The sequence below is a fragment of the Enterobacter sp. GD03975 genome, from assembly GCF_029838645.1.
Classification (GTDB): Bacteria; Pseudomonadota; Gammaproteobacteria; order Enterobacterales; family Enterobacteriaceae; genus Enterobacter; species Enterobacter quasihormaechei.
Genome location: NZ_JAOBZC010000002.1, coordinates 23,384 through 46,863, shown reverse-complemented (window position 1 = coordinate 46,863; position 23,480 = coordinate 23,384). Strand labels below are relative to the sequence as shown.

Here is a 23,480-nt window from a genome sequence, read left to right as displayed (position 1 = left end):
ATATCAATGCGAAAGCGCGGTTTTTGCGTATTCTGTAGGGAAAATGCACGATATCACCGTTATGTATAAGATTATATAGCGAAAAGCGACAATGGCGAAGTGGCGATTTCCACGCTACTATCGCCATAACCACGTTTTCAAAACTGAAAACATACACTCTAGCCCTGGCGCCTGTGTCGAGAGATATGGCGCCCTGGCCGTGGCGGATTTGCCACCAGGGTACAGAAAGAAATGACTGTGCCTCCCGATCTGGAAAGGTGTACATGGCTTCACAACTTACTGATGCTTTCGCGCGTAAGTTTTTCTACTTACGTTTGTCGATTACCGACGTGTGCAACTTCCGTTGCACCTACTGCCTGCCCGATGGCTACAAGCCCGGCAGCGTCACCAACAACGGCTTTCTCTCCGTGGATGAAGTACGCCGCGTCACGCGTGCGTTCTCGGAACTCGGCACGGAAAAAGTGCGTCTGACCGGGGGAGAGCCTTCCCTGCGTCGTGATTTCCCCGACATCATCGCCGCCGTGCGTGAAAACGAACGTATCCGCCAGATTGCGGTGACCACCAACGGTTACCGCATGGCGCGTGACGTAGCGAACTGGCGCGATGCGGGTCTGACGGCGATTAACGTCAGCGTTGATAGCCTTGACGCCCGTCAGTTCCACGCGATTACCGGCCAGGACAAGTTCCGCCAGGTGATGGACGGCATCGATGCCGCGTTCACCGCCGGTTTCGATAAGGTCAAAGTCAATACCGTGTTGATGCGTGACGTGAACCATCATCAGCTGGACACCTTCCTGGCGTGGATCAAACCACGCCGCATTCAACTGCGTTTTATTGAGCTGATGGAGACCGGTGAGGGCAGCGATCTGTTCCGTCGGCATCACATCTCCGGCATGGTGCTGCGCGACGAACTGCTGAAACGCGGCTGGATCCACCAGATCCGCCAGCGCAGCGATGGCCCGGCGCAGGTCTTTTGTCACCCGGACTACGAAGGCGAAATCGGCCTGATCATGCCCTATGAGAAAGACTTCTGTGCCAGCTGCAACCGCCTGCGCGTCTCCTCCGTTGGCAAGCTGCACCTCTGCCTGTTCGGGGATGGTGGCGTAGAACTGCGCGATTTGCTGGAAGACGATGCCCAGCAGGGCGCACTTGAAGCACGCATTTCCGAGGCGCTGACGCACAAAAAGCAGACCCATTTCCTGCATCAGGGCAACACCGGCATTACTCAGAACCTGTCCTATATCGGCGGGTAATCATGCTTTAGAAGGAACCAGAAGATGAGTCAGGTAAGCGCGGAATTTATCCCGACACGCATTGCTATTCTTACCGTTTCCGATCGTCGTGGTGAAGAGGATGATACCTCCGGCCACTGGCTGCGCGAGGCGGCACACGAAGCCGGACACCAGATTGTTGATAAAGCGATCGTCAAAGAGAACCGTTACGCCATTCGCGCGCAGGTTTCGCAGTGGATTGCGAGTGACGACGTCCAGGTGGTGCTGATCACCGGCGGCACCGGCTTTACCGCAGGCGACCAGGCGCCAGAAGCGCTGCTTCCGCTGTTCGATCGCGAAGTGGAAGGCTTCGGCGAAGTGTTCCGCATGCTCTCGTTTGAAGAGATTGGCACCTCCACGCTCCAGTCCCGTGCCGTAGCGGGGATGGCGAACAATACGCTGATTTTCGCCATGCCGGGCTCGACCAAAGCCTGCCGCACCGCGTGGGAAAATATTATTGCCCCGCAGCTGGATGCCCGCACCCGTCCGTGTAATTTCCATCCTCATTTAAAGAAATAAGCTATGTCACAACTGACCCATATTAACGCCGCTGGCGAAGCGCATATGGTGGATGTCTCCGCCAAGGCCGAAACGGTGCGCGAGGCGCGTGCTGAAGCGTTCGTTACCATGCTGCCGGAGACGCTGGCGATGATTATCGACGGCAGCCATCACAAGGGTGATGTGTTTGCGACCGCCCGCATCGCCGGTATTCAGGCCGCGAAGCGTACCTGGGACCTCATCCCGCTCTGTCATCCGCTGATGCTCAGCAAGGTGGAAGTGAATTTGCAGGCGCAGCCGGAGCATCACCGCGTGCGCATCGAGTCTCTGTGCCGCTTAACCGGGAAAACCGGCGTGGAGATGGAGGCGTTGACGGCAGCCTCCGTGGCGGCGCTGACCATCTACGACATGTGTAAAGCGGTACAGAAAGATATGGTGATTGGCCCGGTGCGTCTGCTGGCAAAAAGCGGCGGCAAATCCGGTGATTTTAAGGTGGAAAACCATGATTAAGGTGCTCTTTTTTGCCCAGGTCCGTGAGCTGGTCAATACCGACAGCCTGACGCTGGACGGCGCTTTTGCAGACGTCGCCGCCCTGCGTGCGCACCTGGCGGCGCAGGGCGACCGCTGGGCGCTGGCGCTGGATGAAGGCAAGCTGCTGGCCGCCGTGAATCAGACGCTGGTTGAATTTACGCACCCGCTGGCTGACGGCGATGAAGTGGCGTTCTTCCCGCCGGTCACAGGGGGTTAAGATGACGGACACCCGAATTCTGGTCGGCCCTGAACGCTTTAGCGTCGGTACCGAATACAGCTGGCTGGCAGAGCGCGATGAAGACGGCGCGGTCGTGACGTTTACCGGGAAAGTGCGCAATCATAATCTCGGCGACAGCGTAAAAGCGCTGACGCTGGAGCACTATCCGGGGATGACCGAAAAATCGCTGGCGGCCATTGTCGAAGAGGCGCGAGGCCGCTGGCCGCTGGGGCGCGTGACGGTTATCCATCGCATCGGCGAAATGTGGCCCGGTGAAGAGATTGTGTTTGTCGGCGTCACCAGCGCACACCGCACAAGCGCCTTTGCGGCGGGGGAGTTCATCATGGATTACCTCAAAACCAAAGCGCCGTTCTGGAAGCGTGAAGCGACGCCGGAAGGCGAGCGCTGGGTGGAATCGCGGGACAGCGACAAACAGGCTGCCAGCCGCTGGTAACAGGTTTATGAGGATGTGTTAGTCTTAACGTGTGTCTTTACTTAATCAGGAGTGAATCATGGACCGATTTCCGCGTTCCGATTCGATAGTACAGCAGACCCGTAGCGGGCTGCAAACCTACATGGCTCAGGTGTATGGCTGGATGACGGTCGGCTTGCTGCTTACCGCGTTTATCGCGTGGTATGCGGCAAACACGCCTGAACTGATGATGTTCGTCTTCTCCAGCAAAATCACCTTCTTTGGGCTGATCATTGCGCAGCTGGCGCTGGTGTTCGTTCTCTCCGGGCTGGTACACAAGCTCAGCGCGGGCATGGCGACTACGCTGTTTATGCTCTATTCAGCGCTGACCGGGCTGACGCTCTCCAGTATTTTCATCGTCTACACCTACTCCTCCATTGCCAGCACGTTTGTGGTAACCGGCGGGATGTTTGGCGTGATGAGCCTGTACGGCTACACCACGAAACGCGACCTGAGCGGTTTCGGCAGCATGCTGTTCATGGGGCTGATCGGGATTGTGCTGGCGTCGCTGGTGAACCTGTGGCTGAAGAGTGAAGCGCTGATGTGGGCGGTGACCTATATCGGGGTGGTGATCTTCGTTGGCTTAACCGCCTACGACACCCAGAAGCTGAAAAACATTGGTGAACAAATTGATGTTCGCGACAGTTCAAACCTGCGCAAACACGCCATTCTGGGCGCGCTGACGCTTTATCTGGACTTCATCAACCTGTTCCTGATGCTGCTGCGTATTTTCGGCAACCGTCGCTAGGATTGTTTTGCCGGGTGGCGGTTTCGCCTTACCCGGCTTACGAAAGGCGAACCGTAGGTCGGGTAAGGCGAAGCCGCCACCCGACTTACGAAAGGCGAACCGTAGGTCGGGTAAGGCGAAGCCGCCACCCGACTTATTCACTTCGCTAACATCCTCTCATTCTTCGCGCGCAACTTCTTCGCCCGACTCTCCAGCACCAGATAACAGACCGTTGCCAGCGCCAGCGGCAGGAAATAGTAGATCATGCGGTACGCGAGCAGGGCGGCGATAATCGTTCCCTGAGAGACATGCTCACCCGCAAGCAGCGCGATAAACACCGCTTCCAGTACGCCAATCCCCGCCGGAATGTGCACAATCACGCCAGCAATACTGCTTACCAGCAGCACGCCCAGCACGAAGAAGTAATTCACATCTTCCCCAATCAGCAGCCAGATAATGGCCCCCATCGCCATCCAGTTGGCGCTGGATACCACCATTTGCAGGACGGCAAACTTCCATGAAGGCAGCACCAGCTTCTGCCCTTTAATGGTCATATGGCGACGTTTGGCAAAGGCGCAGGCCCACACGTAGGCCGCGATAATCAACAGCAGCACGATGCCAAGAATGCGCAGCGTCGCTTCATCGATGTACCAGTGCGCAGGCAGCTGTACCACGCCAATGGTGAAAATCACCCCGCCCAGCAGAATATACCCCAGCCAGTTGGTGGTAATACTCAGCGAGAAAATGCGCGTGATGGTGCCGCCCGGCAATCCAAGGCGGGAGTACAGGCGATAGCGCATGCCAATCCCGCCCACCCAGGTGCTCAGCGTCAGGTTAAAGGCGTAGCAGATGAACGACACCAGCATGACCTGCCGCTTTGCCAGCTTGTGCCCGCAGTAGGCGCGCCCTAACAGGTCATAGCAGCCGTACATCAGGTAACTTACTATCACCAGCCCAATGGCGCCCAGCAGCACCGTCCGGTTGTAGTTGCGGATAACTTTCCACACCTCTTCCCAGTCTACCTTTTGCGCGTACACCACCAGCAGTACCGCGACGGCGATGAAGAACAGCCACGTCAGGATTTTTTTCGCCAGCCGCCAGCGAGGATGAGATTTCGACATCAGGTTTTCCCTCCATCTTCCGCCTCTACGCGGTCCTGGGTTTCCATTTCGGGTTGCACGGGCGGATCCACCAGCGCCAGTTTCGGCGTATGCGCCGGTAGCCAGCCCACCATGGCCGGGAAGTGGCGCAGGAAGTGGAACACCACCACGCCGATGCCCACGTTCCACCAACTGCGTTTCGGCACCATGGACTCATCCACCCGCACGCAGTCTTTATTGATCAGACCCTGAAGGTTATCGCGCAGGGTCTGATTAAACTGACGATCGTGGATAATCAGGTTCGCTTCCAGGTTGAGCGATAAGCTCAGCGGATCGAGGTTACTGGAGCCGACGGTCGCCCAGTGGTCATCCATCACCGCCACTTTGCCGTGCAGCGGGCGGCGGCGATATTCATAGATCTGTACGCCGCTTTTAACCAGATAGCGATAGAGCAGACGCGCGCCCACCTTCACAATCGGCATATCGGGCTCGCCCTGGACGATGAGCTTCACGCTTACGCCGCGTCGGGCCGCGTTGCGCATGGCGTGTAAAATCCGGTAGCCGGGGAAGAAATAGGCGTTGGCGATAATCACCTCGCGTTTGGCGTTCGCCAGCATCTTCAGGTAATGACGCTCGATATCGTCACGGTGCTCCTCGTTGTCCCGCCAGACAAACAGCGCCTGCGCCTCGCCGGGCTTGCGGTTCTCTTCCGGGCGATGACGGCGTCGCCACCAGCGGCGAGCGGCCTCTTTGCCGGGTAAGTTTTCCAGCACGAACAGCTGGATGTCCTGTACCACCGGTCCCTCAATGCGGATCGCATAATCCTGTTTGGCCTCAGGACCGTAATCCGACATATGCTCGGCGGAGTAGTTGATGCCGCCCACGAAGGCCACCGTTTCGTCCACCACCACAATTTTGCGGTGCATTCGGCGGAACAGGTTGGTGCGCATGCCGAACAGACGCGGGCCGGGATCGTAATAGCGGAACACTACCCCTGCGGCGGTGAGTTCGTTAACAAATTCATCGCTCAGATCCGGCGAACCATACCCGTCGAGCAGAACCTCAATTTTTATACCGCGACGGGCGGCATGCAGCAGCGCGCTGTGCAACTGCCTGCCCACGTCGTCTTCAAACCAGATGAACGTTTCCAGGAATACTTTCTGCTGTGCGTGGCTGATCGCCTCAAAGACCGCCGGATAAAAGTTATCGCCATTTTCCAGCAGCGTAATACGGTTACCTTCCTGCCATGTGCATTTCATAAGTGGATCTCCGCGCTGAGTGGGGCATGGTCGGAGAGATGTCGCCAGTTGAGCAAGGCCAGCGCCGTCGGGCTACTGGCGTGGGCATTTTTTACGTAGATGCGGTCAAGGCGCAGCAGGGGGAAGCGCACCGGAAACGTCCGCGCGGGCCGACCGCGGGCGCGTGTAAAAATCTCCTCCAGCCCCGCATTGACCTTCAGCGGATGGTTGGCGCGCTGACGCCAGTCGTTAAAATCACCGGCCACCACCACGGGTTCGCCCTCGGGCAGCGCATTCGTCCACTCGGCCAGCATCTGAAGCTGGGCCTGACGGTGGGCTTCACGCAGGCCTAGGTGAACGCAGCCCACGTGAACAGGAAAATCGAGATCCGGCGGCGCGATGCGGCAGTAAAGCAACCCACGCTTTTCGCTCTCGCCGACCGACACGTCGCGATTTTCATAATGTTCAATCGGATAGCGCGACAGCACCGCGTTGCCGTGATGCCCCTCCGGGTAGACCGCATTGCGCCCGTAGGCGTAATCGCTCCACATCGTGTCCGCCAGAAATTCGTAGTGTGGCGTGTCGGGCCAGTTTTCGAAATGCATCGGGTGCACCTCGTGCGCGCCCATGACCTCCTGAAGGCAGACAATATCGGCGCTGACGGTGCGTACCGCGTCGCGCAGCTCCGGTAAAATGAAGCGGCGGTTAAATGCTGTGAAGCCCTTATGAATGTTAATCGTCAGCACCTTGAGTGAGAAATGCTGCGTTTTTTTGCTCATAAACACCTTCCTGGGTGACTATCCCGATGAAAATAAAGTGTAGTAGGCGTCACAAAAAGATGCGGCGTTACGGAATTTTCCGTAAAGTGCGGTAGTCTGAACTAGCAGAGAAAAATCCTTCAGGAGAGAAGCCATGAAGTGGCAACAACGCGTTCGTGTCGCAACCGGTTTGAGTTGCTGGCAGATAATGTTGCATTTACTGGTCGTGGCCGTACTTGTAATGGGCTGGATGAGCGGCACGCTGGTGCGTGTGGGCTTAGGGCTATGTGTGCTTTACGGCGTGACCGTGCTGTCGATGCTGTTTTTACAGCGTCACCACGACGCGCGCTGGCGTGAAGTGGGTGATGTGCTCGAAGAGCTCACCACGACCTGGTATTTTGGTGCGGCAATGATCGTCCTGTGGCTGCTGTCACGCGTGCTGCAAAATAACCTGCTGCTGGCCCTGGCGGGTCTGGCTATCCTCGCAGGGCCGGCAGTGGTGTCGTTGCTCACCAAAGAGAAAAAGCTACGCGATGTTTCGTCTAAACATCGCATAGGCCACTGAGCCCGTTGTGGCCGCGATGACCAGTAGCGGCCACAAACTTCCCCACACAATATCCAGACTCGCATCCTTCAGATAGATTTGCTTGGTGATATCCGTGAAGTGACGAATCGGGTTTACCCACGTCAAATTCTGTAACCACACCGGCATGTTCTCAACAGGCGAAACGTACCCTGAGAGCAAAATCGCCGGCATCATAAAGACAAACACCCCGATAAACGCCTGCTGCTGGGTTGAGCAGAGCGCGGAAATCAGCAGCCCAAACCCGACCAGCGACAGGCCGTAAATCACCATCGTGAAGTAAAACAGCGCCAGCGATCCGGCAAACGGGATCTGGTAGGCCCAAATCCCGACGCCCAGCACGATGGTGGCCTGGAAGGTGGCGACGATCAGCGCCGGCACCGCCTTGCCGACAAATATCTGCCAGGTGGCGAGCGGAGAGACCAGCAGCTGATCCAGCGTACCCTGTTCACGTTCGCGCGCCACGGACAGCGAGGTGACGATCATCACGCCAATGGTGGTGATCATGGCGATAAGCGACGGGACCACAAACCACTTGTAGTCCAGATTCGGGTTGTACCAGTTGCGCACCACCAGCTCGCTGTTGTTGGGCCTGGGTTTACCCGTCATCAGCTCCTGCTGATAATCCTTCACCACCTGTTGCAGGTAGTTTGCCGCAATCTGGGCGCTGTTGGAGTTACGCCCGTCGAGGATAAGCTGCATCGGCGCGGTCTGGAAGGTGTCCAGGTTCCGGGAGAAATCCGCCGGGAAGCGCACCAGCAGTAACGCTTTCTGCGTGTCGATGGTGGGCTGGATCGCCTGCGGGCTTTTCAGCAACAGGACATGAGTAAAGGCCTTAGCGCGGGCGAAACGCTGGGTCAGCTCGACGGAATGCTTGCCGTTGTCTTCGTTGTAAATCGCGATGGTGGCGTTAGTGACCTCCAGCGTGGCGGCAAACGGAAACAGTACAACCTGAAGCAGCACCGGCAGCACCAGAATGGCGCGGGTCTGCGGCTCACGCAGCAGCGATTGCAGCTCTTTGCGGATCAATGTCCATAAACGGTGAAACATCGCGTCGTCCTCCTGTCGGGTGGCGCTTGCGCTTACCCGACCTACAAAATCCGATGGCTAATCTAATCTTCTTTTCGTTTTCATCCACGTCAGGCCGATAAACATCACCGCCGACGCCAGCAAAAACAGGGTGTTGATAATCAGTACCACCGGGATATTCCCCGCCAGGAACAGGCTTTGCAGGGTGCTGACAAAGTAGCGCGCCGGAATGATGTAGGTCACGGCGCGGATCACCGCCGGCATGCTGTCTATCTGGAAGATAAACCCGGAGAGCATAATCGACGGCAGAAAAGCCGCGTTCAGCGCCACCTGCGCGGCGTTAAACTGGTTGCGGGTGATGGTGGATATGAGCAGCCCCATCCCCAGCGTGCTGAGTAAAAACAGGCTGGTAATAAAGAACAGCAGCACCAGCGAGCCGCGGTACGGCACGCCGAGGATAAAGACGGCGACCAGCATGCACAGCAGCATCGCCAGCATGCCGAGAAAGTAGTAGGGGATGAGCTTACAGAGCAAAAGCTCGACGCGCGTCACTTCGGTTGAAAGCAGCGCCTCCATGGTGCCGCGCTCCCACTCGCGGGCGATGACCAGCGAGGTGAGGATCGCGCCAATCACCGTCATGATGATGGTCACCGCCCCCGGGATAATAAAGTGCTGGCTGATGGCGGCGGGGTTAAACCAGTAGCGCGTCTGCACGTCAATCAGCGGTTCAAACGTCTCCCCCCGGTCTTCGGCGCGCTGCATCTGCCACAGCTGCCAGATCCCCTCCGCATAGCCCTGCACGAAGTTGGCGGTGTTCGGCTCGCTGCCGTCGGTAATCACCTGAATCGGCGCATCGGCGCCCGGGCGCGCCATGTTGGCGGCGAAATCCACCGGGATGATGATCAGGCCGCGAATTTTCCCGGCCTGCATTTTCTGAATCAGTTCCTGCCGGCTGTCGCTGATGGTAGCGTCGATGTAGGGCGAACCGGTCATGGCGTGGGTGAAGTCCAGCGCCTCTTCGCTCTGCTGCTCCAGCAAAATACCGACCCGCAGCTTGCTGGAGTCGAGGTTAATCCCGTAGCCAAAGATAAACAGCAGCAGCAGGGGGATCACCACCGCAATCAGCCAGCTGCTGGGATCGCGCACGATCTGCCGCGTCTCTTTGATGCACAGGGCGCGCACCCGGCGCCAGGAAAGGGCGTTACTGCGCATGAGCATTCTCCTTATCCCAGTCGTGGATGAGGGTGATAAACGCCTGCTCCATGGTCGGGTCTGGCTGTACGTCGTCGGCGGCCTGCGCTTTCAGGTCGTCCGGCGTGCCGTGAGCAATCAGCTTGCCGCGATAGACCAGCCCGATGCGGTCGCAGTACTCCGCCTCATCCATAAAGTGGGTAGTGACCATCACGGTCACGCCTTTTTCCACCATGCTGTTGATATGCAGCCAGAATTCGCGGCGGGTGAGGGGGTCCACGCCTGACGTGGGTTCATCAAGAAACAGGATATCCGGCTCGTGCATCAGTGAGCAGGCCAGCGCCAGCCGCTGCTTGAAGCCAAGCGGCAGCGCGTCGGTAGCGTGTGACGCGATATCGGTCAGACCGAAGGCCTCGCACATGCGGTCGATTTTCTCGTTCTGCGCCCGCCCCCGCAGGCCGTAGACGCCGGAGAAAAATCGCAGGTTCTGCTCAACCGTCAGGTTGCCGTAGAGCGAAAACTTCTGCGCCATATAGCCCAGATGCTGGCGCGCCTTGCCGGAGCTGACCTTGAGATCCATGTCCAGCACCAATGCCTTGCCGGACGTCGGCACCAGCAGGCCGCACATCATTTTAAAGGTGGTGGATTTTCCCGCCCCGTTCGGCCCGAGCAGGCCGAAAATCTCGCCACGCTTCACGGCAAAATTGACGTTATCGGTGGCGGCGAAATCGCCGAATTTTTTGGTCAGCGATTTCGCCTCGATGACCGTTTCGCCCGGTGTGCCTTCCACCGTGTGCAGAATGGCGCCAAGCGGTGATTCTGAGGTTCCCGCCCCGCCCAGAAGGTCGATAAACGCATCTTCAAAGCGCGGGGCGGTTTCCTGCATCTCAATCTCAGGCATCCCCTGCGCCTGGCGGATACTCTCGGCGGTCGCCTCTTTGCTGAGGATCACGCGCACCGAGCGGCCCTGAATCATGCCGTCGCTGATCTGCGGCAGCTTCAGCACCCGTTGCAGCAGCGTGCGGTTGGACTCCTGCGGACTATGCAGCAGAAAACTTCGCCCGGCCATGGTGTGCGTCAGCTCGGTGGGCTCGCCCTGATAGAGCAGTTCGCCTTCGTTCATCAGCAGCACGTCGCGGCACTGCTCCGCTTCATCAAGGTAAGAGGTGCTCCAGAGGATCAGCATGCCGTCACCCGCCAGCTCGTGCACCATCTGCCACAGCTCGCGGCGGGATATCGGGTCCACGCCCACGCCGGGTTCATCCAGCAGCAGCACTTTTGGTTCGCCCACCAGCGTACAGGCCAGCCCCAGCTTCTGCTTCATCCCGCCGGAAAGCTTGCCCGCCAGGCGGTCGGTGAACGGGCCGAGGGAGGTAAATTCGAGCAGTCGGGCGAAGGTTTTCTGCCGGGTTTCGCCGGTGACGCTACGCAGATCGGCATACAGATTGAGGTTTTCCATTACCGTCAGATCTTCGTACAGGCCAAACTTCTGCGGCATATAGCCGAGTATGCCGTGGAGCGCCGCGTCGTCTTTGATCGGATCGAGGCCAAGCACGCGGGCCGATCCCTCGTCCGGCTTCAGTAAGCCCGCCAGCATCCGCATCAGCGTGGTTTTACCCGCGCCGTCCGGCCCCACCAGCCCGGTCACATAGCCTTTCTGAATGGTGCAGTTCAGTGGTGCGACCGCCGGTTTGTCCATTCCCGGGAAACGTTTGACCAGATTATTGAGCTGGATAACCGCATCATTCATGTCGTTCCCCGTCGTTTAAGGTCACGGTAACAGGCATGCCCTGACGCAGCGCATCGTCCGCGTCGGTGACGATGATGCGCAGGCGGTACACCAGGTCGGTGCGCAGGTCCGGCGTTTCAACGGTCTTCGGCGTGAATTCGGCGGTAGGAGAGACAAAGCCCACTTTACCGTGATACGGCTTGTCCGGGCGACCGTCGGTATAGAGCAGCAGCTCGCGGCCCGGCTGCATCTGGCCGAGATTCGGTTCATCAATGTAGGCCCGCACCCAGACCGGACGGGTTAAGGACAGCGTCAACACGGTGCTGCCTGCGCTGAGCATGCTGCCCGGCTCCACGGCGCGGGTCATCAGCGTGCCGTCAGACGGGGCGATGAGCGTGGTATCGTGCAGATCCAGCTCCGCCTGAGCCAGCTGCGCCTGCGCCTGCTCGAGGCTGGCTTTCGCCTGGGCGATATCCTGCGCGCGGTTACCGGAGCGGTACTGGCTGAGCTTATCCTGTGCCGATTTCAGCGTCGCCTGAGCCTGGTCGCGAGATGAACGCGCGTTTTCCAGGTCGTTGGCGGAAATGGTGCGGCTTTTCCACAACCCCTGCTGGCGGTTGTAGAAGTTCTGCGCGTAGTCATAGGCGGCTTTGGCCTGCTTAACGGCAGCCGCCGCCTGGGAAATCTCTTCGTCACGATAGCCCGCCAGCATCAGGTCGTACTGCGCCTGGGCGACGGAGACGCCTGCTTTTGCCTGCATCAACGCGTTCTCAAACGGGGCTTTGTCCAGCATCCCCAGCGTCTGCCCGGCTTTGATGGCGTCGCCTTCGTCAACGCTCAGCGAGGCGAGACGCCCGCCAACCCGGAAGCTCATATTCACGGTGCGGATATCCACGTTGCCGTACAGCGTCAGGCCGCGATCCTGCTGGCTCTGATACCACAGCCAGCCGCCGATTCCCGCAGCAAGCAAAACAACAACCACCAGTATGATGGCGACAGGTTTTTTCATGACTTCTGGCTCCTTTGCGTTAAGCCTTGCAGGATGAGATCAACGTGACAGGTAATGACCTGGCTAATTTGCCCGGCTTTATCCTCATCGAACTGTGTCCAGCCCGTACGTAACAGGATGGTCTCGCGCCCCAGACGGAAGGCGAGCACTTCGCCCAGCAGGGCGTGGGTATGCAAAATGGTGTCGGTATCGCCGGCGTCCCGTCCGGTATAGGCGGCGATCAGCCGGGTCAGATGGCTATGCATCGGGGCGATCACCTGATCGTGCACCAGCTGGTAGGCGGCAGTGGGGGAGAGCTGCTCGCGGGAGATAAATTTGCTCAGGTTCAGCGTATCGTCGTGCGTCAGCAGGCGGATCATATTGTGGCAGGCGTTAAGGATCAGCTGGCGGATGGCCGCCCGGTCCGGCTCTGGCTGGCTGAATAACGCGGTGGCCTCTTCCACGTGCGGACGAAAGCTGGTGTCGATAAAATCCGCGATCCACTGGGCGCAGGCGAGATATAAATCCTCTTTTGAACCAAAATAGTAGGTAATGGCCGCTATATTCTGCCCGGCCTGGGCGGCGATATCCCGCGTGGTGGCATGCAGACCATACTCGCCAAACTGTGCCAGCGCGGCGGCAATCAGCTGACTTTTCGCCTGTTCGCCTTTGGTCGTCGTTGGGGTTGTATTCATAGCGTCATTAAAAATTAATCAATCGATTGATTAAGATTATGCCTGATTTCCGCAAACGTCGAGCCATCACCGGGGATATTTTATGCGCCACGTCACAAAAGCTGCTACACTCCGCACCTTCGCGACATTGTGGTTTTTGTCCTCTTATTCGTTATATCTCCCTGAAAACTACACCTGTGATGGTCGGGGCGGTTCGGAGTTTTTATGTCTTTTGATTCCCTTGGTCTGAACCCGGAAATTCTGCGCGCCATCGCAGAGCAGGGCTACGTTGAGCCAACCCCTATCCAGCAGCAGGCCATTCCGGCCGTGTTGCAGGGCCGTGACCTGATGGCCAGCGCGCAGACCGGTACCGGTAAGACTGCGGGCTTTACCCTGCCGCTGCTAGAGCTGCTGGTAAAAAACCAGCCGCACGCCAAAGGACGCCGTCCGGTGCGCGCGCTGATCCTCACCCCAACCCGCGAGCTGGCAGCCCAGATTGGCGAGAACGTGCGTGAGTACAGCCGCTACCTCAATATTCGCTCGCTGGTGGTGTTCGGCGGGGTGAGCATTAACCCGCAGATGATGAAGCTGCGCGGCGGCGTGGACGTACTGGTGGCAACGCCGGGTCGTCTGCTGGATCTGGAGCACCAGAACGCGGTGAAGCTCGACAGCATTGAAATTCTGGTGCTGGACGAAGCCGACCGCATGCTGGATATGGGCTTTATTCACGACATTCGCCGCGTGCTGGCCAAGCTGCCGGCGCGTCGTCAGAACCTGCTGTTCTCCGCGACCTTCTCCGACGAGATCAAGGCGCTGGCGGAAAAGCTGCTGCATAACCCGCTGGAAGTGGAAGTGGCGCGCCGCAACACCGCCTCCGAACAGGTGACGCAGCACGTGCACTTCGTTGATAAGAAGCGCAAGCGGGAACTGCTCTCCCAGATGATCGGCCAGGGCAACTGGCAGCAGGTGCTGGTCTTTACCCGCACCAAGCACGGCGCCAACCACCTGGCGGAACAGCTGAATAAAGACGGCATCCGCAGCGCGGCGATCCACGGCAACAAGAGCCAGGGCGCGCGTACCCGCGCGCTGGCGGACTTCAAATCTGGCGATATTCGCGTGCTGGTGGCGACCGACATCGCCGCCCGCGGTCTGGACATTGAAGAGCTGCCGCACGTGGTGAACTACGAGCTGCCAAACGTGCCGGAAGACTACGTACACCGTATCGGCCGTACCGGTCGCGCGGCGGCCACCGGTGAAGCGCTCTCTCTGGTTTGCGTGGATGAACACAAACTGCTGCGCGACATTGAACGCCTGCTGAAGAAAGAGATCCCGCGCATCGAAACCCCGGGATATGAAGTTGACCCGTCCATCAAAGCCGAGCCGATTCAGAACGGTCGTCAGGGCGGCGGTCGCGGTCAGGGCGGCGGCGGTCGTGGCCAGCAGCCGCGTCGTTCCGAAGGCGGCGCGCCGAAGTCATCGGGCAAACCGCCGCGTCGTAATAACGACGGCAAACCGGCCGGTGAAAACCCGTGGCGCAGCGGTGAAGGCAAACCGGCAGGCGAGGGGCAGCGCCGACGCCGCCCGCGCAAGCCTGCTAACCCGCAGTAATCTGGAAGCCCGGTCGTAAAGCCGGGCTTTTCTTTTTGCGACGGCGAAGAGAAAGTGCCACAATAGTGGCTGTTTATACAGTATTTCAGGTTTTCCAATGGCTTTAACCGCCGCGCTGAAAGCGCAAATAGGCGCCTGGTATAAGGCGCTACAGCAGCAGATCCCCGACTTTATCCCCCGAGCGCCGCAGCGGCAGATGATTGCCGACGTGGCAAAAACGCTCGCCGGGGACGACGGGCGACATCTGGCGATTGAAGCCCCGACCGGCGTCGGGAAAACCCTGTCGTATCTCATTCCCGGCATCGCCATCGCGCGGGAAGAAGACAAAACGCTGGTAGTCAGCACCGCGAACGTGGCCTTGCAGGATCAGATCTTCAGCAAAGATTTGCCGCTGCTGCGCAAAATCATCCCCGATCTTCGCTTCACCGCCGCCTTTGGGCGCGGGCGGTATGTTTGCCCGCGCAATCTGGCGGCACTGGCCAGCAGCGAGCCCTCGCAGCAGGATCTGCTCGCGTTTCTTGATGACGAGCTGACGCCGAATAACAAGGCGGAGCAGGAGCAGTGCGCAAAGCTGAAGGCCGATCTTGATGGCTACAAGTGGGACGGCCTGCGGGATCACACCAGCCAGGCGATCGGCGACGACCTCTGGCGCAGGCTCAGCACCGATAAAGCCAGCTGCCTGAACCGTAACTGTCACTACTACCGTGAGTGCCCATTTTTCGTCGCCCGACGTGAAATTCAGGAAGCGGAGGTGGTTGTCGCCAACCATGCGCTGGTCATGGCCGCGCTGGAGAGTGAGGCGGTGCTGCCGGAGCCGAAAAACCTGCTGCTGGTGCTGGATGAAGGCCACCATCTGCCTGACGTGGCGCGGGATGCGCTGGAGATGAGCGCAGAAATCACCGCCCCGTGGTTTCGACTTCAGCTGGATCTCTTCTGCAAGCTGGTGGCGACCTGCATGGAGCAATTCCGCCCGAAAACCACGCCGCCGCTGGCGGTTCCGGAGCGGCTGAGCGAGCACTGCGAAGAGGTGTACGGCCTTATCTCCTCGCTCAATAACATTCTCAACCTCTATCTTCCCGCCGCCCAGGAAGCGGAACACCGCTTTGCAATGGGGGAGCTGCCGGAAGAGGTGATGGACATTTGCCAGCAGCTGGCGAAGCACCTCGAAAAGCTGCGCGGGCTGGCGGAGATGTTCTTAAACGATCTCAGCGAGAAAACCGGTAGCCATGACGTGGTGCGTCTGCACCGTATTCTGCTGCAAATGAACCGCGCGCTGGGCATGTTTGAAGCCCAGAGCAAGCTCTGGCGGCTGGCCTCTATGGCGCAGGCGTCGGGCGCACCGGTCACCAAATGGGCCACCCGCGAAGTGCGGGACGGGCAGGTCCACCTGTTCTTCCACTGCGTGGGCATCCGCGTGGCCGATCAGCTGGAAAAGCTCATCTGGCGCAGCGTGCCGCACGTGGTGGTGACCTCCGCGACCCTGCGCTCCCTGAACAGTTTTTCACGGTTGCAGGAGATGAGCGGCCTGAAAGAGAAAGCGGGCGACCGCTTTGTGGCGCTGGACTCGCCGTTCAACCACTGCGAGCAGGGCAAGCTGGTTATTCCACGCATGCAGTACGAGCCGCTCATCGACAATGAAGAGCAGCATATTGCGGAGATGGCGGCCTACTTCCGCGAGCAGGTCGAGAGTAAAAAATACCCCGGCATGCTGGTGCTGTTTGCCAGCGGACGGGCGATGCAGCGTTTCCTGGAGCACGTCACTGACCTGCGTTTACTCCTGCTGGTGCAGGGCGACCAGCCCCGTTACCGGCTGGTGGAAACCCACCGCAAGCGCATCGACAGCGGCGAGCGCAGCGTGCTGGTGGGGCTACAGTCCTTTGCTGAAGGGCTGGATTTGAAGGGAGATTACCTGACGCAGGTGCATATCCATAAAATCGCCTTCCCACCCATCGACAGCCCGGTGGTGATCACCGAGGGCGAGTGGCTGAAAAGCCTCAACCGCTATCCGTTTGAGGTGCAAAGCCTGCCCGCCGCCTCGTTTAACCTGATTCAGCAGGTGGGGCGTCTGATTCGTAGTCACGGCTGCTGGGGGGAAGTGGTGATCTATGACAAGCGTCTGCTCACCAAAAGCTACGGTCAGCGACTGCTGAACGCGCTGCCGATCTTCCCGATTGAGCAGCCGGAAGTGCCGGAGGTAAAAAAACGCCCGGCAAAACTGGCCGCCGGGCGCAGGAAAAGCATCCGTGCTAAGGGGCGCGGTCCTACTGGTAAGTGAAGGTCACCTGAATCACGCTGCTGAACGTGCCGGCGGTGACGGGCATGGCCGTGGCGTAGTAGCGTGCGGACAGCGGGAACGTGGCCGTATGATCGCTCGGGTTAATGGCGGCGTTAAAGGCGGCCTGCGGGGCAATCAGGATTTTGTCCTGACGGTCTGCCAGCTCGAGCGCCAGCCCTTTTGCGCTGCCGATATTGGCGAATTTCGTCGGGTGCACGCTGTCGGCCTGGCCGTAGAAATAGGCCGTGGCAAGCGCAAGCGTAGCCGGGCAGTGCGACACCGAGAGCGAAAAGTCTTTCCACTCGCCGGTATCCCCCACGTCTTTGAAACTGCCCGACACCGCCTGGCCTAAATCTACCGTCAGGTTGCGGCTGGCGCTGTCAATGATGCAGGTGTTGGCGTAAATATTCCCGTTCATCTGGATCTGGATATCGTCGGCGTGGGCCTGGGCGATCAGCCCCAGCGCCAGAATCGCAATACGCTTTTTCATGTCGGTCACTTATAGGCGAGGGTAATGGTGGCAACGGTGTTGGCAGGCCCTGGCGTAACGACATCGCTGACCTGCTCGTAACGAACCTCAAACGGGATCACCAGCGTTTCGTTGGCAATGGCCTCGCTTTGCGTGTTCACATAGGTATCAAAGGTGGCGATATGGTCATCAAACAGCATTCTCACCCCGACGCCGGTTGCCACGCCGGTCTGCTGCGTGAGCTTAAGCACCCCTTCGAACGCCGATTCATAGCCGTTGGCGCTGGTGACCTTAACCTCTGGCTGCACGGTGCTGTTGCAGTTCACCGTAACGTCAAAGTTTTGCGCCGGACTTGACAGCATCCCGACGCTGACAAAATCGCTCACCGGGAAATCGCCCAGGTTTACGGTCAGGTTTTTCGGCAGGACGGAGCAGGTCACGTTCTGAAGTTCAACGTTCCCGGCATAGGAAATGGTGTTCGGATCGCTGATGCCTTCATGTTGATAAACGCCGATGCCAAATTTTGATTGCGCCTGAGAAAGCGAACCGGATTTCACCGTATCGCTCGTTTTAACCAGCTCCAGCGTCACGTTAAAATTGAACGCCTCGCTGGAATCCGTTGAAACAAACCCGAGCGGCGTGGCGGTGGAATTACAGTACATGCCGCCCGCGCCGGTAATTCGCTGACCTTTATCATTCATCAGCGCCACGCCAACGCCCTCAACGCCCGACTCATAAACGCCGGAGAGCCCCGGTATTTCAAGACCCGAGCCGTAGTAGCACGCCACAATCGGCAGCCCGTAGTCAGAAGGGTTATAGCAGTTACCCGCCACGTGAACGGTTTGTTCCGTACCCGGGATAGTGGCGCCCACGGGCAGGGTGCTGGAGACGGAGATGGCGGCGACGTTAATCTGCCGGGGCAAATCGGACGACGTACAGGTTGCCTTCGCGTGCGGGATAAATAACGCCGCGGTCCCGAGAACCAGTAAGAAAAAGCACTGTTTAATCATTTGCATAATCGTTAGCCTGAACGGTGGATCAGTGACACTGCGCGGCAGCGTTAATGATGCTGGTTTTCTCTTTCTCATCCGTTAGCGCATAGTCAGCGATGCAGCGCTCGCTCGCGTCCTGTCCCCAGGAAACGGCGAGATGCCCCTGCTGCGGCAGACCTGAGAGATAGGTCTGGCCGTCATTACCGACGATAAATTCGCTGTCCTTATCCTCCGTGGTGACCGTCGCGCCGAACGGCAGCGGTTTGCCGTTGTGCGTGAGCGTCATCAGCACGCGGTTGCCCACGCGGGTGTTAAAGCTGGCGCGCACCACGGCCCCGCGGGTTGGGGTGACGATCTGCGCCGCGTGGGTGACGTCGGCGTCGTCCGGCAGCGTTTCGGTATCCAGCGCAATGGTGTTGTGGCGATACGCAGTGACGAACGGCACGACGGTGTAGCCGCGGAAGTCGGTTTCAACGCCGGTCTGGTTAGTAATGTGCGTCCCGTGGGTGCCCGGCGCTTTCACCAGCGCGATGGTCTCACCGAGCGGCTGGCTCAGGGTTATCCCGTTTGCGTGGGCCACCACGCCGCCCTGTAGCCCGACGTTCACGCTCTGCTGATATTTATCCTGACTGACGCCGCCGCTCAGTTCGCCGTACGTTGCTTTGTAATCGGCGTTGAGGCTGGTGGAGTTGCCGCTGCCGGTACTGCTCAGCCCTTCCTGAATGTTCCAGTTCAGGTTGTCCTCTTTCAGGGCCGTACCGTTCAGACCGATGTTTTGCGTGGTGCCCTCTTTGGTGTTGTTCAGGTTGTACGTGGCCCAGGTGTTATGCATCCAGCGATCCAGCGGAACCGAGACGCTCAGCGCGAACTGGTTATCGTTCGTCACCTCATTGCCGTCTTCGTCACTGTCGTTGGTGTTTTTGTTCATGCTGTAGCTGAGGCTGTAGCTCACGCCGTGCCAGCTGTTGTTGTAGCTGACGCTCACGGAGGTCATGTTCTGGCTCTGACTCCAGTAGGTCTCTTTCACCAGGCTCAGGGTCAGGGACCCCCAGCCTTCCGGCAGCGTCTGGTCAACGGTGGCTTCGGTGCGGGCGCGGCGCTGCTGCGGTGCAGACCAGTCGTCAGCGCGGGTATAGGACTCCAAGGTGTCTTCCAGGGTGTAAAACCCTTTGCTGTTATAGCGATAGCCGGCCAGCGAGAAGTTAGTGCCCGAGCGGACGATATCTTTGCTGTAGCGCACGCGCCACGACTGGCCTTTGCTGGCCTGCTGTTTTTTCAGCAGGGCTTTGGCACGGGTGACGTCAATGGAGAAGGCGCCTAAATCGCCCATGTTTTTCCCGACGCCGACCGCCTGAGACTGATAATGGCTGCTCTGCTGCACGCCACCGTAGGCGGTAACACCGTAGGGTAAACCGTAGATGGCGCTGCCCTGGGCAAACGGAGCCTTTTCCACGTCTTTGTCATAAGAACGATAGCGCCCGGCGGTCACGCTGTAGCGCAGGTTTTTCTCACGCTGCAATACCGGCACGGAGGCAAACGGCACCACGAAATGGCTTTCGCTGCCGTCGGTCTCTTTCACGGTCACCTGGAGGTCGCCGCTGCTTCCGGTGGGATAAAGATCGTTAATTTCGAACGCGCCCGGCGCGACCGTGTTTTGATAAATGACGTAGCCGTTCTGGCGAACCACCACCAGCGCGTTGCTGTGGGCGGTGCCGCGAATAATGGGCGCATAGCCTTTCTCACTGTCCGGCAGCATGTCGTTGTCGGATTTCAGCTCCACGCCGGTGTAGGGCACGCTGTCAAAAACATCGGCAGGCGATGAGCTCTGGCCGACGGTGACGTCGCTTTTCATCGCCACAATATCGCGCTGCGCATAGGTATAAACGGAGGTGAATTTTTGCTCCTCTTCCTTACCCGTGGTGCTGCGATTCCAGGTGGAATAGTTGCGAACGCGCCATGCGCCAACGTTCAAACCCGGACGCAGGTTAACGTACTGGCTGCTGTTATCCTGCTCGCCGCGCTGGCGAGCACGGCTGTGGCTGGCATTTGCGCTGTAGTTAAGCAGGCCCGCAGTGATGCCTTCGTCAAACGCTTCCGGGTCAATGTAACCGCGAGGCACCTGGCCCAGCGCCGTTTGAGGAATGCTCAGCAGCAGCTGCTGGTTGCGAACGCGAAAGGTTGCGGATGCCGCAGGGATGACGCGTAAATTGGCGCACTGGCCTTTGGCCATCAGCTGCGGAAATTTTTTGGTCTTGATACCGAGGCTTTTTAAATCGTCCAGGCTAAAACATGGTTGCAGCGTGCCGTTGCCCTGCGGATCTTTCTCAAGCGTAAAGGTCACGTTGCGGGTATCAATTTTATTATTATTGATAAACACCGCGACCTCATATTTTCCCGGTGCCTGACCGGGCCCTTTTTCATAAACGGACAGATCGGTTTTTCCCTGCTGGGGATTATCAATATCCAGCAGGGCCGGGTTAAAATAATCATCAGCCATTACCTGCTGGGCAAAGATCGCCATTGCCAGGCCACAAAGAATGACCAGCAGTGATGAAATTCGGCAGGTGAACGGCTTTTTATCGCTGTACATGATTATTTTATTACCGGGGAAGTATTAATGAACGGATTTCGAGAACGTATGGCTGATGCTGCCGTAATCAGTAATAATGGAATACGTCACGTTCGAGCCCCCGACATTACCCGGTAAGGCAAAATGCGTTTCCGTTTTCGGAACGGCCCAGGTCGCTTTCGTGACTTTCTGACCGTTCAGCGTGACGGTCTGGAAATTCATATAGAAGGGCGTAGGGTTATTCACCACCAGGTCGTTGCCTTCGCGATGCCATTCAAGTTTATCGGCCACATCTTCCGGTCGGCCTTTTACCGCAGACGGGCGATACAGCAGTTTGATGCGGGTGTTGATTGCAATTTGCAGCGTATTCACGCCCTCAACGTGCTTTGAGGAAGGGATCGCTTTAATGTTCAACCAGTACAGGGATTCCCTGTCTTCCGGTAAATTTCCGCCCGTACGCACCACGCGCAGAACGTTATCTTCCTGCGCATCCAGACGGAAAAGCGGCGGGGTGATCAGGAACGGGGCTTTGGCCTGGTTTTTACCGCCGGAATCGACCCAGGACTGCACCAGATAATCCGTCGCATCTGGATTTGAAAGACCAAGAGAAGATTCCTTCTTATCTCCCTGATAGACCAGCCGGGTGCCATTAATAATGACGCCTGCATGTGCAGTGGCGGCTACCAGTAAAAGCGTGCTCAGTAAATAACCGTGGCGCATAAAGATTTCTCAATTAATAGAGGAGAGAGTAATGCTCGCAAAAGCATTACTCTCTCCGGATTGATAAGATCAGTTATAAATAACGGTGAAGGTCGATACAGAGTTAGCGGGGCCTGCGGTAATTGCCGCGCCGGTTTGAATATAGCGCGCGCCGAACTCCAGATCGTTAACCGCCGTACCGGAGGTTAATTGATACTGCTGCGACGGCGTATACAGGCTGACCGGCTGCTCTGACGCATCCACCAGCTGAATCGCCACGCCCGTCGCCGCATCGGTATCTGGCGTTAAGGCAAGCGTTGAATTGTTATTCGCATCCGGCTTACCGCCGAAATTAATCGCAGCGGAGGTGACCGTGTCAGGGCAATTCGTTAACTTAATATCAAACCGCGTTAAGGTGCTGGTAGAGCCTGCACCGGTAAATACCGTTTTAGACACTTTACCCAACTGCACATTTAATGGATTACTTAATCCATTCACGACCTGACAAGCAGAATCGATAATTTCACCGGTGAAGTTTATTTGTCCTTCACCGTTTGTTGCCGCAAACGTGGATGCAGAACATCCCACCGCTGCGGCGATGATTAAACCTAAAGCAACCTTGTTCATAGCAAATCCTGATATGTTTCTGGCGAGAACGTTGCCTGGACGTTTCACCGTTGACCCTTAATGACTTTTCGTGGGTTATTTAATCAAAAAATGTATGGTTATGAATTAGCCATAGAAATCACAAATAATTGAAAAAAAGGTTGTGTTTATTTTTTATCATCAAAACAGAAGGTTGCCTTGCCTGATAAAAAACTAACGGCCAGCCAGTCATCAGGGCTATATTGTTAACAAGATGATGCAGTCAGGAGAAATGTCGTGGATTACCGCAAAATTATCAAAGAGGTAGGGCGTGGAAAAAACCACGCTCGCGATCTGGACCAGGAAACAGCCCGTGCGTTGTACACGCACATGCTGAATGGCGACGTGCCGGAACTGGAAATGGGCGGCATACTGATTGCGCTGCGTATTAAAGGGGAAGGTGAGGCGGAGATGCGCGGCTTTTATGAGGCCATGCAGTCGCAGACAATGCGCTTAACCCCGCCCGTCACGAAGCCGATGCCGATTGTGATCCCGACCTATAACGGCGCGCGTAAACAGGCAAACCTCACGCCGCTGCTGGCTATTCTGTTGCAGAAGCTCGGTTTCCCGGTGGTGGTCCATGGCGTGAGCGAAGATCCGACGCGCGTGCTGACAGAAACCATACTTGAGTTGTTAGGCATCGAACCGACCCTCCATGCCGGCCAGGCGCAGGCAAAGCTGGAAGGGAACCAGCCGGTCTATATCCCCGTGAGTGCGCTCTGCCCGCCGCTGGAAAAGCAGCTGGACATGCGCTGGCGCATGGGCGTACGTAACAGCGCTCACACGCTGGCAAAGCTGGTGACGCCGTTTGCCGAAGACGCCGCGCTGCGTCTTTCCAGCGTCTCCCATCCGGAGTACGTGACGCGCGTCGGGCAATTCTTTGCCGAAATCGGTGGGCGGGCGCTGCTGATGCATGGAACCGAAGGGGAGGTTTACGCCAATCCCCAGCGTTGTCCGCAGATGATGCTCATTGAGCCTGCCGGGACCCGCGTTGTGCTCGAACGTGGGGAAGAAAGCAGCGATGTCATTCTGCCTGAATCGAAAGATCCGCAGGTTACCGCGCACTGGATCGTGCAGTGTCTGGCCGGAAAGGTGCCGGTTCCGCAGTCGATCCGGCTGCAAATGGCCTGCTGCCTGCTGGCTACGGGAGAAGTGGAGACGGTAGAAGCCGGAATGCAGCGCGTGGCGCAGTCCTTTTAAATAAAAAAAAGCCCGTC

General features: G+C 58.0%; 23 protein-coding genes and 1 riboswitch. Of the genes, 10 read left to right on the top strand and 13 right to left on the bottom strand.

What is annotated here, in order from left to right; genetic code table 11:
* The first annotated feature begins 142 nt into the window (after positions 1-142).
* Positions 143-276: riboswitch (molybdenum cofactor riboswitch) on the top strand.
* The 6 genes from moaA (at position 264) to N5C09_RS03840 (ending at position 3,737) form a co-directional block, all read left to right on the top strand.
* The gene (gene moaA / locus N5C09_RS03865) at positions 264-1,253 is read left to right on the top strand and encodes a GTP 3',8-cyclase MoaA (protein WP_063866152.1); all 990 of its coding nucleotides are present in this window, start codon (positions 264-266) and stop codon (positions 1,251-1,253) included. (Overlaps the previous riboswitch by 13 nt.)
* Before the next feature lie 24 nt (positions 1,254-1,277).
* Positions 1,278-1,790 carry a molybdenum cofactor biosynthesis protein B gene (moaB, locus tag N5C09_RS03860; protein ID WP_063449302.1) on the top strand — a complete coding sequence of 171 codons (513 nt, stop codon included), beginning with the start codon at positions 1,278-1,280 and terminating at the stop codon, positions 1,788-1,790.
* Positions 1,791-1,793: 3 nt separating this feature from the next.
* Positions 1,794-2,279, top strand: coding sequence for a cyclic pyranopterin monophosphate synthase MoaC (gene moaC / locus N5C09_RS03855; protein ID WP_063449301.1), 486 nt, complete (start codon positions 1,794-1,796; stop codon positions 2,277-2,279).
* The gene (gene moaD / locus N5C09_RS03850; RefSeq protein ID WP_063449300.1) at positions 2,272-2,517 is read left to right on the top strand and encodes a molybdopterin synthase sulfur carrier subunit; all 246 of its coding nucleotides are present in this window, start codon (positions 2,272-2,274) and stop codon (positions 2,515-2,517) included. The genes moaC and moaD overlap by 8 nt, the downstream gene beginning before the upstream one ends.
* A 1-nt stretch (position 2,518) precedes the next feature.
* A complete protein-coding gene (moaE, locus tag N5C09_RS03845) occupies positions 2,519-2,971 on the top strand; it encodes a molybdopterin synthase catalytic subunit MoaE (protein ID WP_107534963.1) in 453 nt (150 codons plus the stop codon).
* A gap of 58 nt (positions 2,972-3,029) precedes the next feature.
* The gene (locus tag N5C09_RS03840; protein WP_063866155.1) at positions 3,030-3,737 is read left to right on the top strand and encodes a Bax inhibitor-1/YccA family protein; all 708 of its coding nucleotides are present in this window, start codon (positions 3,030-3,032) and stop codon (positions 3,735-3,737) included.
* A gap of 137 nt (positions 3,738-3,874) precedes the next feature.
* Here N5C09_RS03840 and N5C09_RS03835 read toward each other — a convergent pair whose 3' ends face one another.
* The 3 genes from N5C09_RS03835 to N5C09_RS03825 are packed head-to-tail and all read right to left on the bottom strand — an operon-like array spanning position 3,875 to position 6,833.
* Positions 3,875-4,837 carry a YbhN family protein gene (locus N5C09_RS03835; RefSeq protein ID WP_063866156.1) on the bottom strand — a complete coding sequence of 321 codons (963 nt, stop codon included), beginning with the start codon at positions 4,835-4,837 and terminating at the stop codon, positions 3,875-3,877.
* Positions 4,837-6,075, bottom strand: a complete 1,239-nt coding sequence (gene clsB, locus N5C09_RS03830; protein WP_063449296.1) for a cardiolipin synthase ClsB — start codon at positions 6,073-6,075, stop codon at positions 4,837-4,839. The genes N5C09_RS03835 and clsB overlap by 1 nt, the downstream gene beginning before the upstream one ends.
* Positions 6,072-6,833: an endonuclease/exonuclease/phosphatase family protein gene (locus tag N5C09_RS03825; RefSeq protein ID WP_063866157.1), complete on the bottom strand. Its 762-nt coding sequence runs from the start codon at positions 6,831-6,833 to the stop codon at positions 6,072-6,074. The genes clsB and N5C09_RS03825 overlap by 4 nt, the downstream gene beginning before the upstream one ends.
* A gap of 133 nt (positions 6,834-6,966) precedes the next feature.
* Here N5C09_RS03825 and N5C09_RS03820 point away from each other — a divergent pair, with 133 nt between their 5' ends.
* Positions 6,967-7,377, top strand: a complete 411-nt coding sequence (locus tag N5C09_RS03820; RefSeq protein ID WP_006809522.1) for a YbhQ family protein — start codon at positions 6,967-6,969, stop codon at positions 7,375-7,377.
* On the opposite strand, the gene N5C09_RS03815 is transcribed toward N5C09_RS03820, so the two are convergent.
* The 5 genes from N5C09_RS03815 to cecR are packed head-to-tail and all read right to left on the bottom strand — an operon-like array spanning position 7,339 to position 13,027.
* Entirely contained in the window at positions 7,339-8,445 is a 1,107-nt protein-coding gene (locus N5C09_RS03815) for an ABC transporter permease (protein ID WP_279748487.1), read from the bottom strand. The two genes, N5C09_RS03820 and N5C09_RS03815, sit on opposite strands and share 39 nt — an antisense overlap.
* Positions 8,446-8,502: 57 nt before the next feature.
* The gene (locus N5C09_RS03810; protein WP_204641809.1) at positions 8,503-9,636 is read right to left on the bottom strand and encodes an ABC transporter permease; all 1,134 of its coding nucleotides are present in this window, start codon (positions 9,634-9,636) and stop codon (positions 8,503-8,505) included.
* Complete coding sequence (locus N5C09_RS03805) at positions 9,626-11,365, bottom strand: ATP-binding cassette domain-containing protein (RefSeq protein ID WP_279748486.1); 1,740 nt, start codon at positions 11,363-11,365, stop codon at positions 9,626-9,628. Before N5C09_RS03805 ends, N5C09_RS03810 begins: the two co-directional genes overlap by 11 nt.
* Positions 11,358-12,353 carry a secretion protein HlyD gene (gene hlyD, locus N5C09_RS03800; RefSeq protein WP_107534968.1) on the bottom strand — a complete coding sequence of 332 codons (996 nt, stop codon included), beginning with the start codon at positions 12,351-12,353 and terminating at the stop codon, positions 11,358-11,360. Before hlyD ends, N5C09_RS03805 begins: the two co-directional genes overlap by 8 nt.
* Positions 12,350-13,027 carry a transcriptional regulator CecR gene (gene cecR, locus N5C09_RS03795; protein ID WP_063866163.1) on the bottom strand — a complete coding sequence of 226 codons (678 nt, stop codon included), beginning with the start codon at positions 13,025-13,027 and terminating at the stop codon, positions 12,350-12,352. Before cecR ends, hlyD begins: the two co-directional genes overlap by 4 nt.
* A 204-nt stretch (positions 13,028-13,231) precedes the next feature.
* Here cecR and rhlE point away from each other — a divergent pair, with 204 nt between their 5' ends.
* Entirely contained in the window at positions 13,232-14,614 is a 1,383-nt protein-coding gene (gene rhlE / locus N5C09_RS03790) for an ATP-dependent RNA helicase RhlE (protein WP_279748485.1), read from the top strand.
* Between the two features lie 97 nt (positions 14,615-14,711).
* Complete coding sequence (gene dinG / locus N5C09_RS03785; protein ID WP_204641815.1) at positions 14,712-16,889, top strand: ATP-dependent DNA helicase DinG; 2,178 nt, start codon at positions 14,712-14,714, stop codon at positions 16,887-16,889.
* On the opposite strand, the gene N5C09_RS03780 is transcribed toward dinG, so the two are convergent.
* From N5C09_RS03780 to N5C09_RS03760, 5 genes are all read right to left on the bottom strand, one after another.
* Positions 16,876-17,379, bottom strand: a complete 504-nt coding sequence (locus N5C09_RS03780; RefSeq protein WP_193527621.1) for a fimbrial protein — start codon at positions 17,377-17,379, stop codon at positions 16,876-16,878. The two genes, dinG and N5C09_RS03780, sit on opposite strands and share 14 nt — an antisense overlap.
* A gap of 5 nt (positions 17,380-17,384) precedes the next feature.
* Positions 17,385-18,374, bottom strand: a complete 990-nt coding sequence (locus N5C09_RS03775; protein WP_279748484.1) for a fimbrial protein — start codon at positions 18,372-18,374, stop codon at positions 17,385-17,387.
* A gap of 22 nt (positions 18,375-18,396) precedes the next feature.
* On the bottom strand, positions 18,397-20,940 hold the full coding sequence (locus N5C09_RS03770) for a fimbrial biogenesis outer membrane usher protein (protein ID WP_279748483.1): 2,544 nt from the start codon (positions 20,938-20,940) through the stop codon (positions 18,397-18,399).
* Positions 20,941-20,964: 24 nt separating this feature from the next.
* Positions 20,965-21,639 (bottom strand): molecular chaperone, encoded by a 675-nt coding sequence (locus N5C09_RS03765; protein ID WP_193033903.1) that lies wholly within the window; start codon positions 21,637-21,639, stop codon positions 20,965-20,967.
* 69 nt (positions 21,640-21,708) lie between these two features.
* Entirely contained in the window at positions 21,709-22,245 is a 537-nt protein-coding gene (locus N5C09_RS03760) for a fimbrial protein (protein WP_063449285.1), read from the bottom strand.
* 255 nt (positions 22,246-22,500) lie between these two features.
* On the opposite strand from N5C09_RS03760, the gene ybiB reads away from it, so the two are divergent.
* Positions 22,501-23,463 carry a DNA-binding protein YbiB gene (ybiB, locus tag N5C09_RS03755; RefSeq protein ID WP_107534975.1) on the top strand — a complete coding sequence of 321 codons (963 nt, stop codon included), beginning with the start codon at positions 22,501-22,503 and terminating at the stop codon, positions 23,461-23,463.
* The last annotated feature ends 17 nt before the right edge of the window (positions 23,464-23,480 follow it).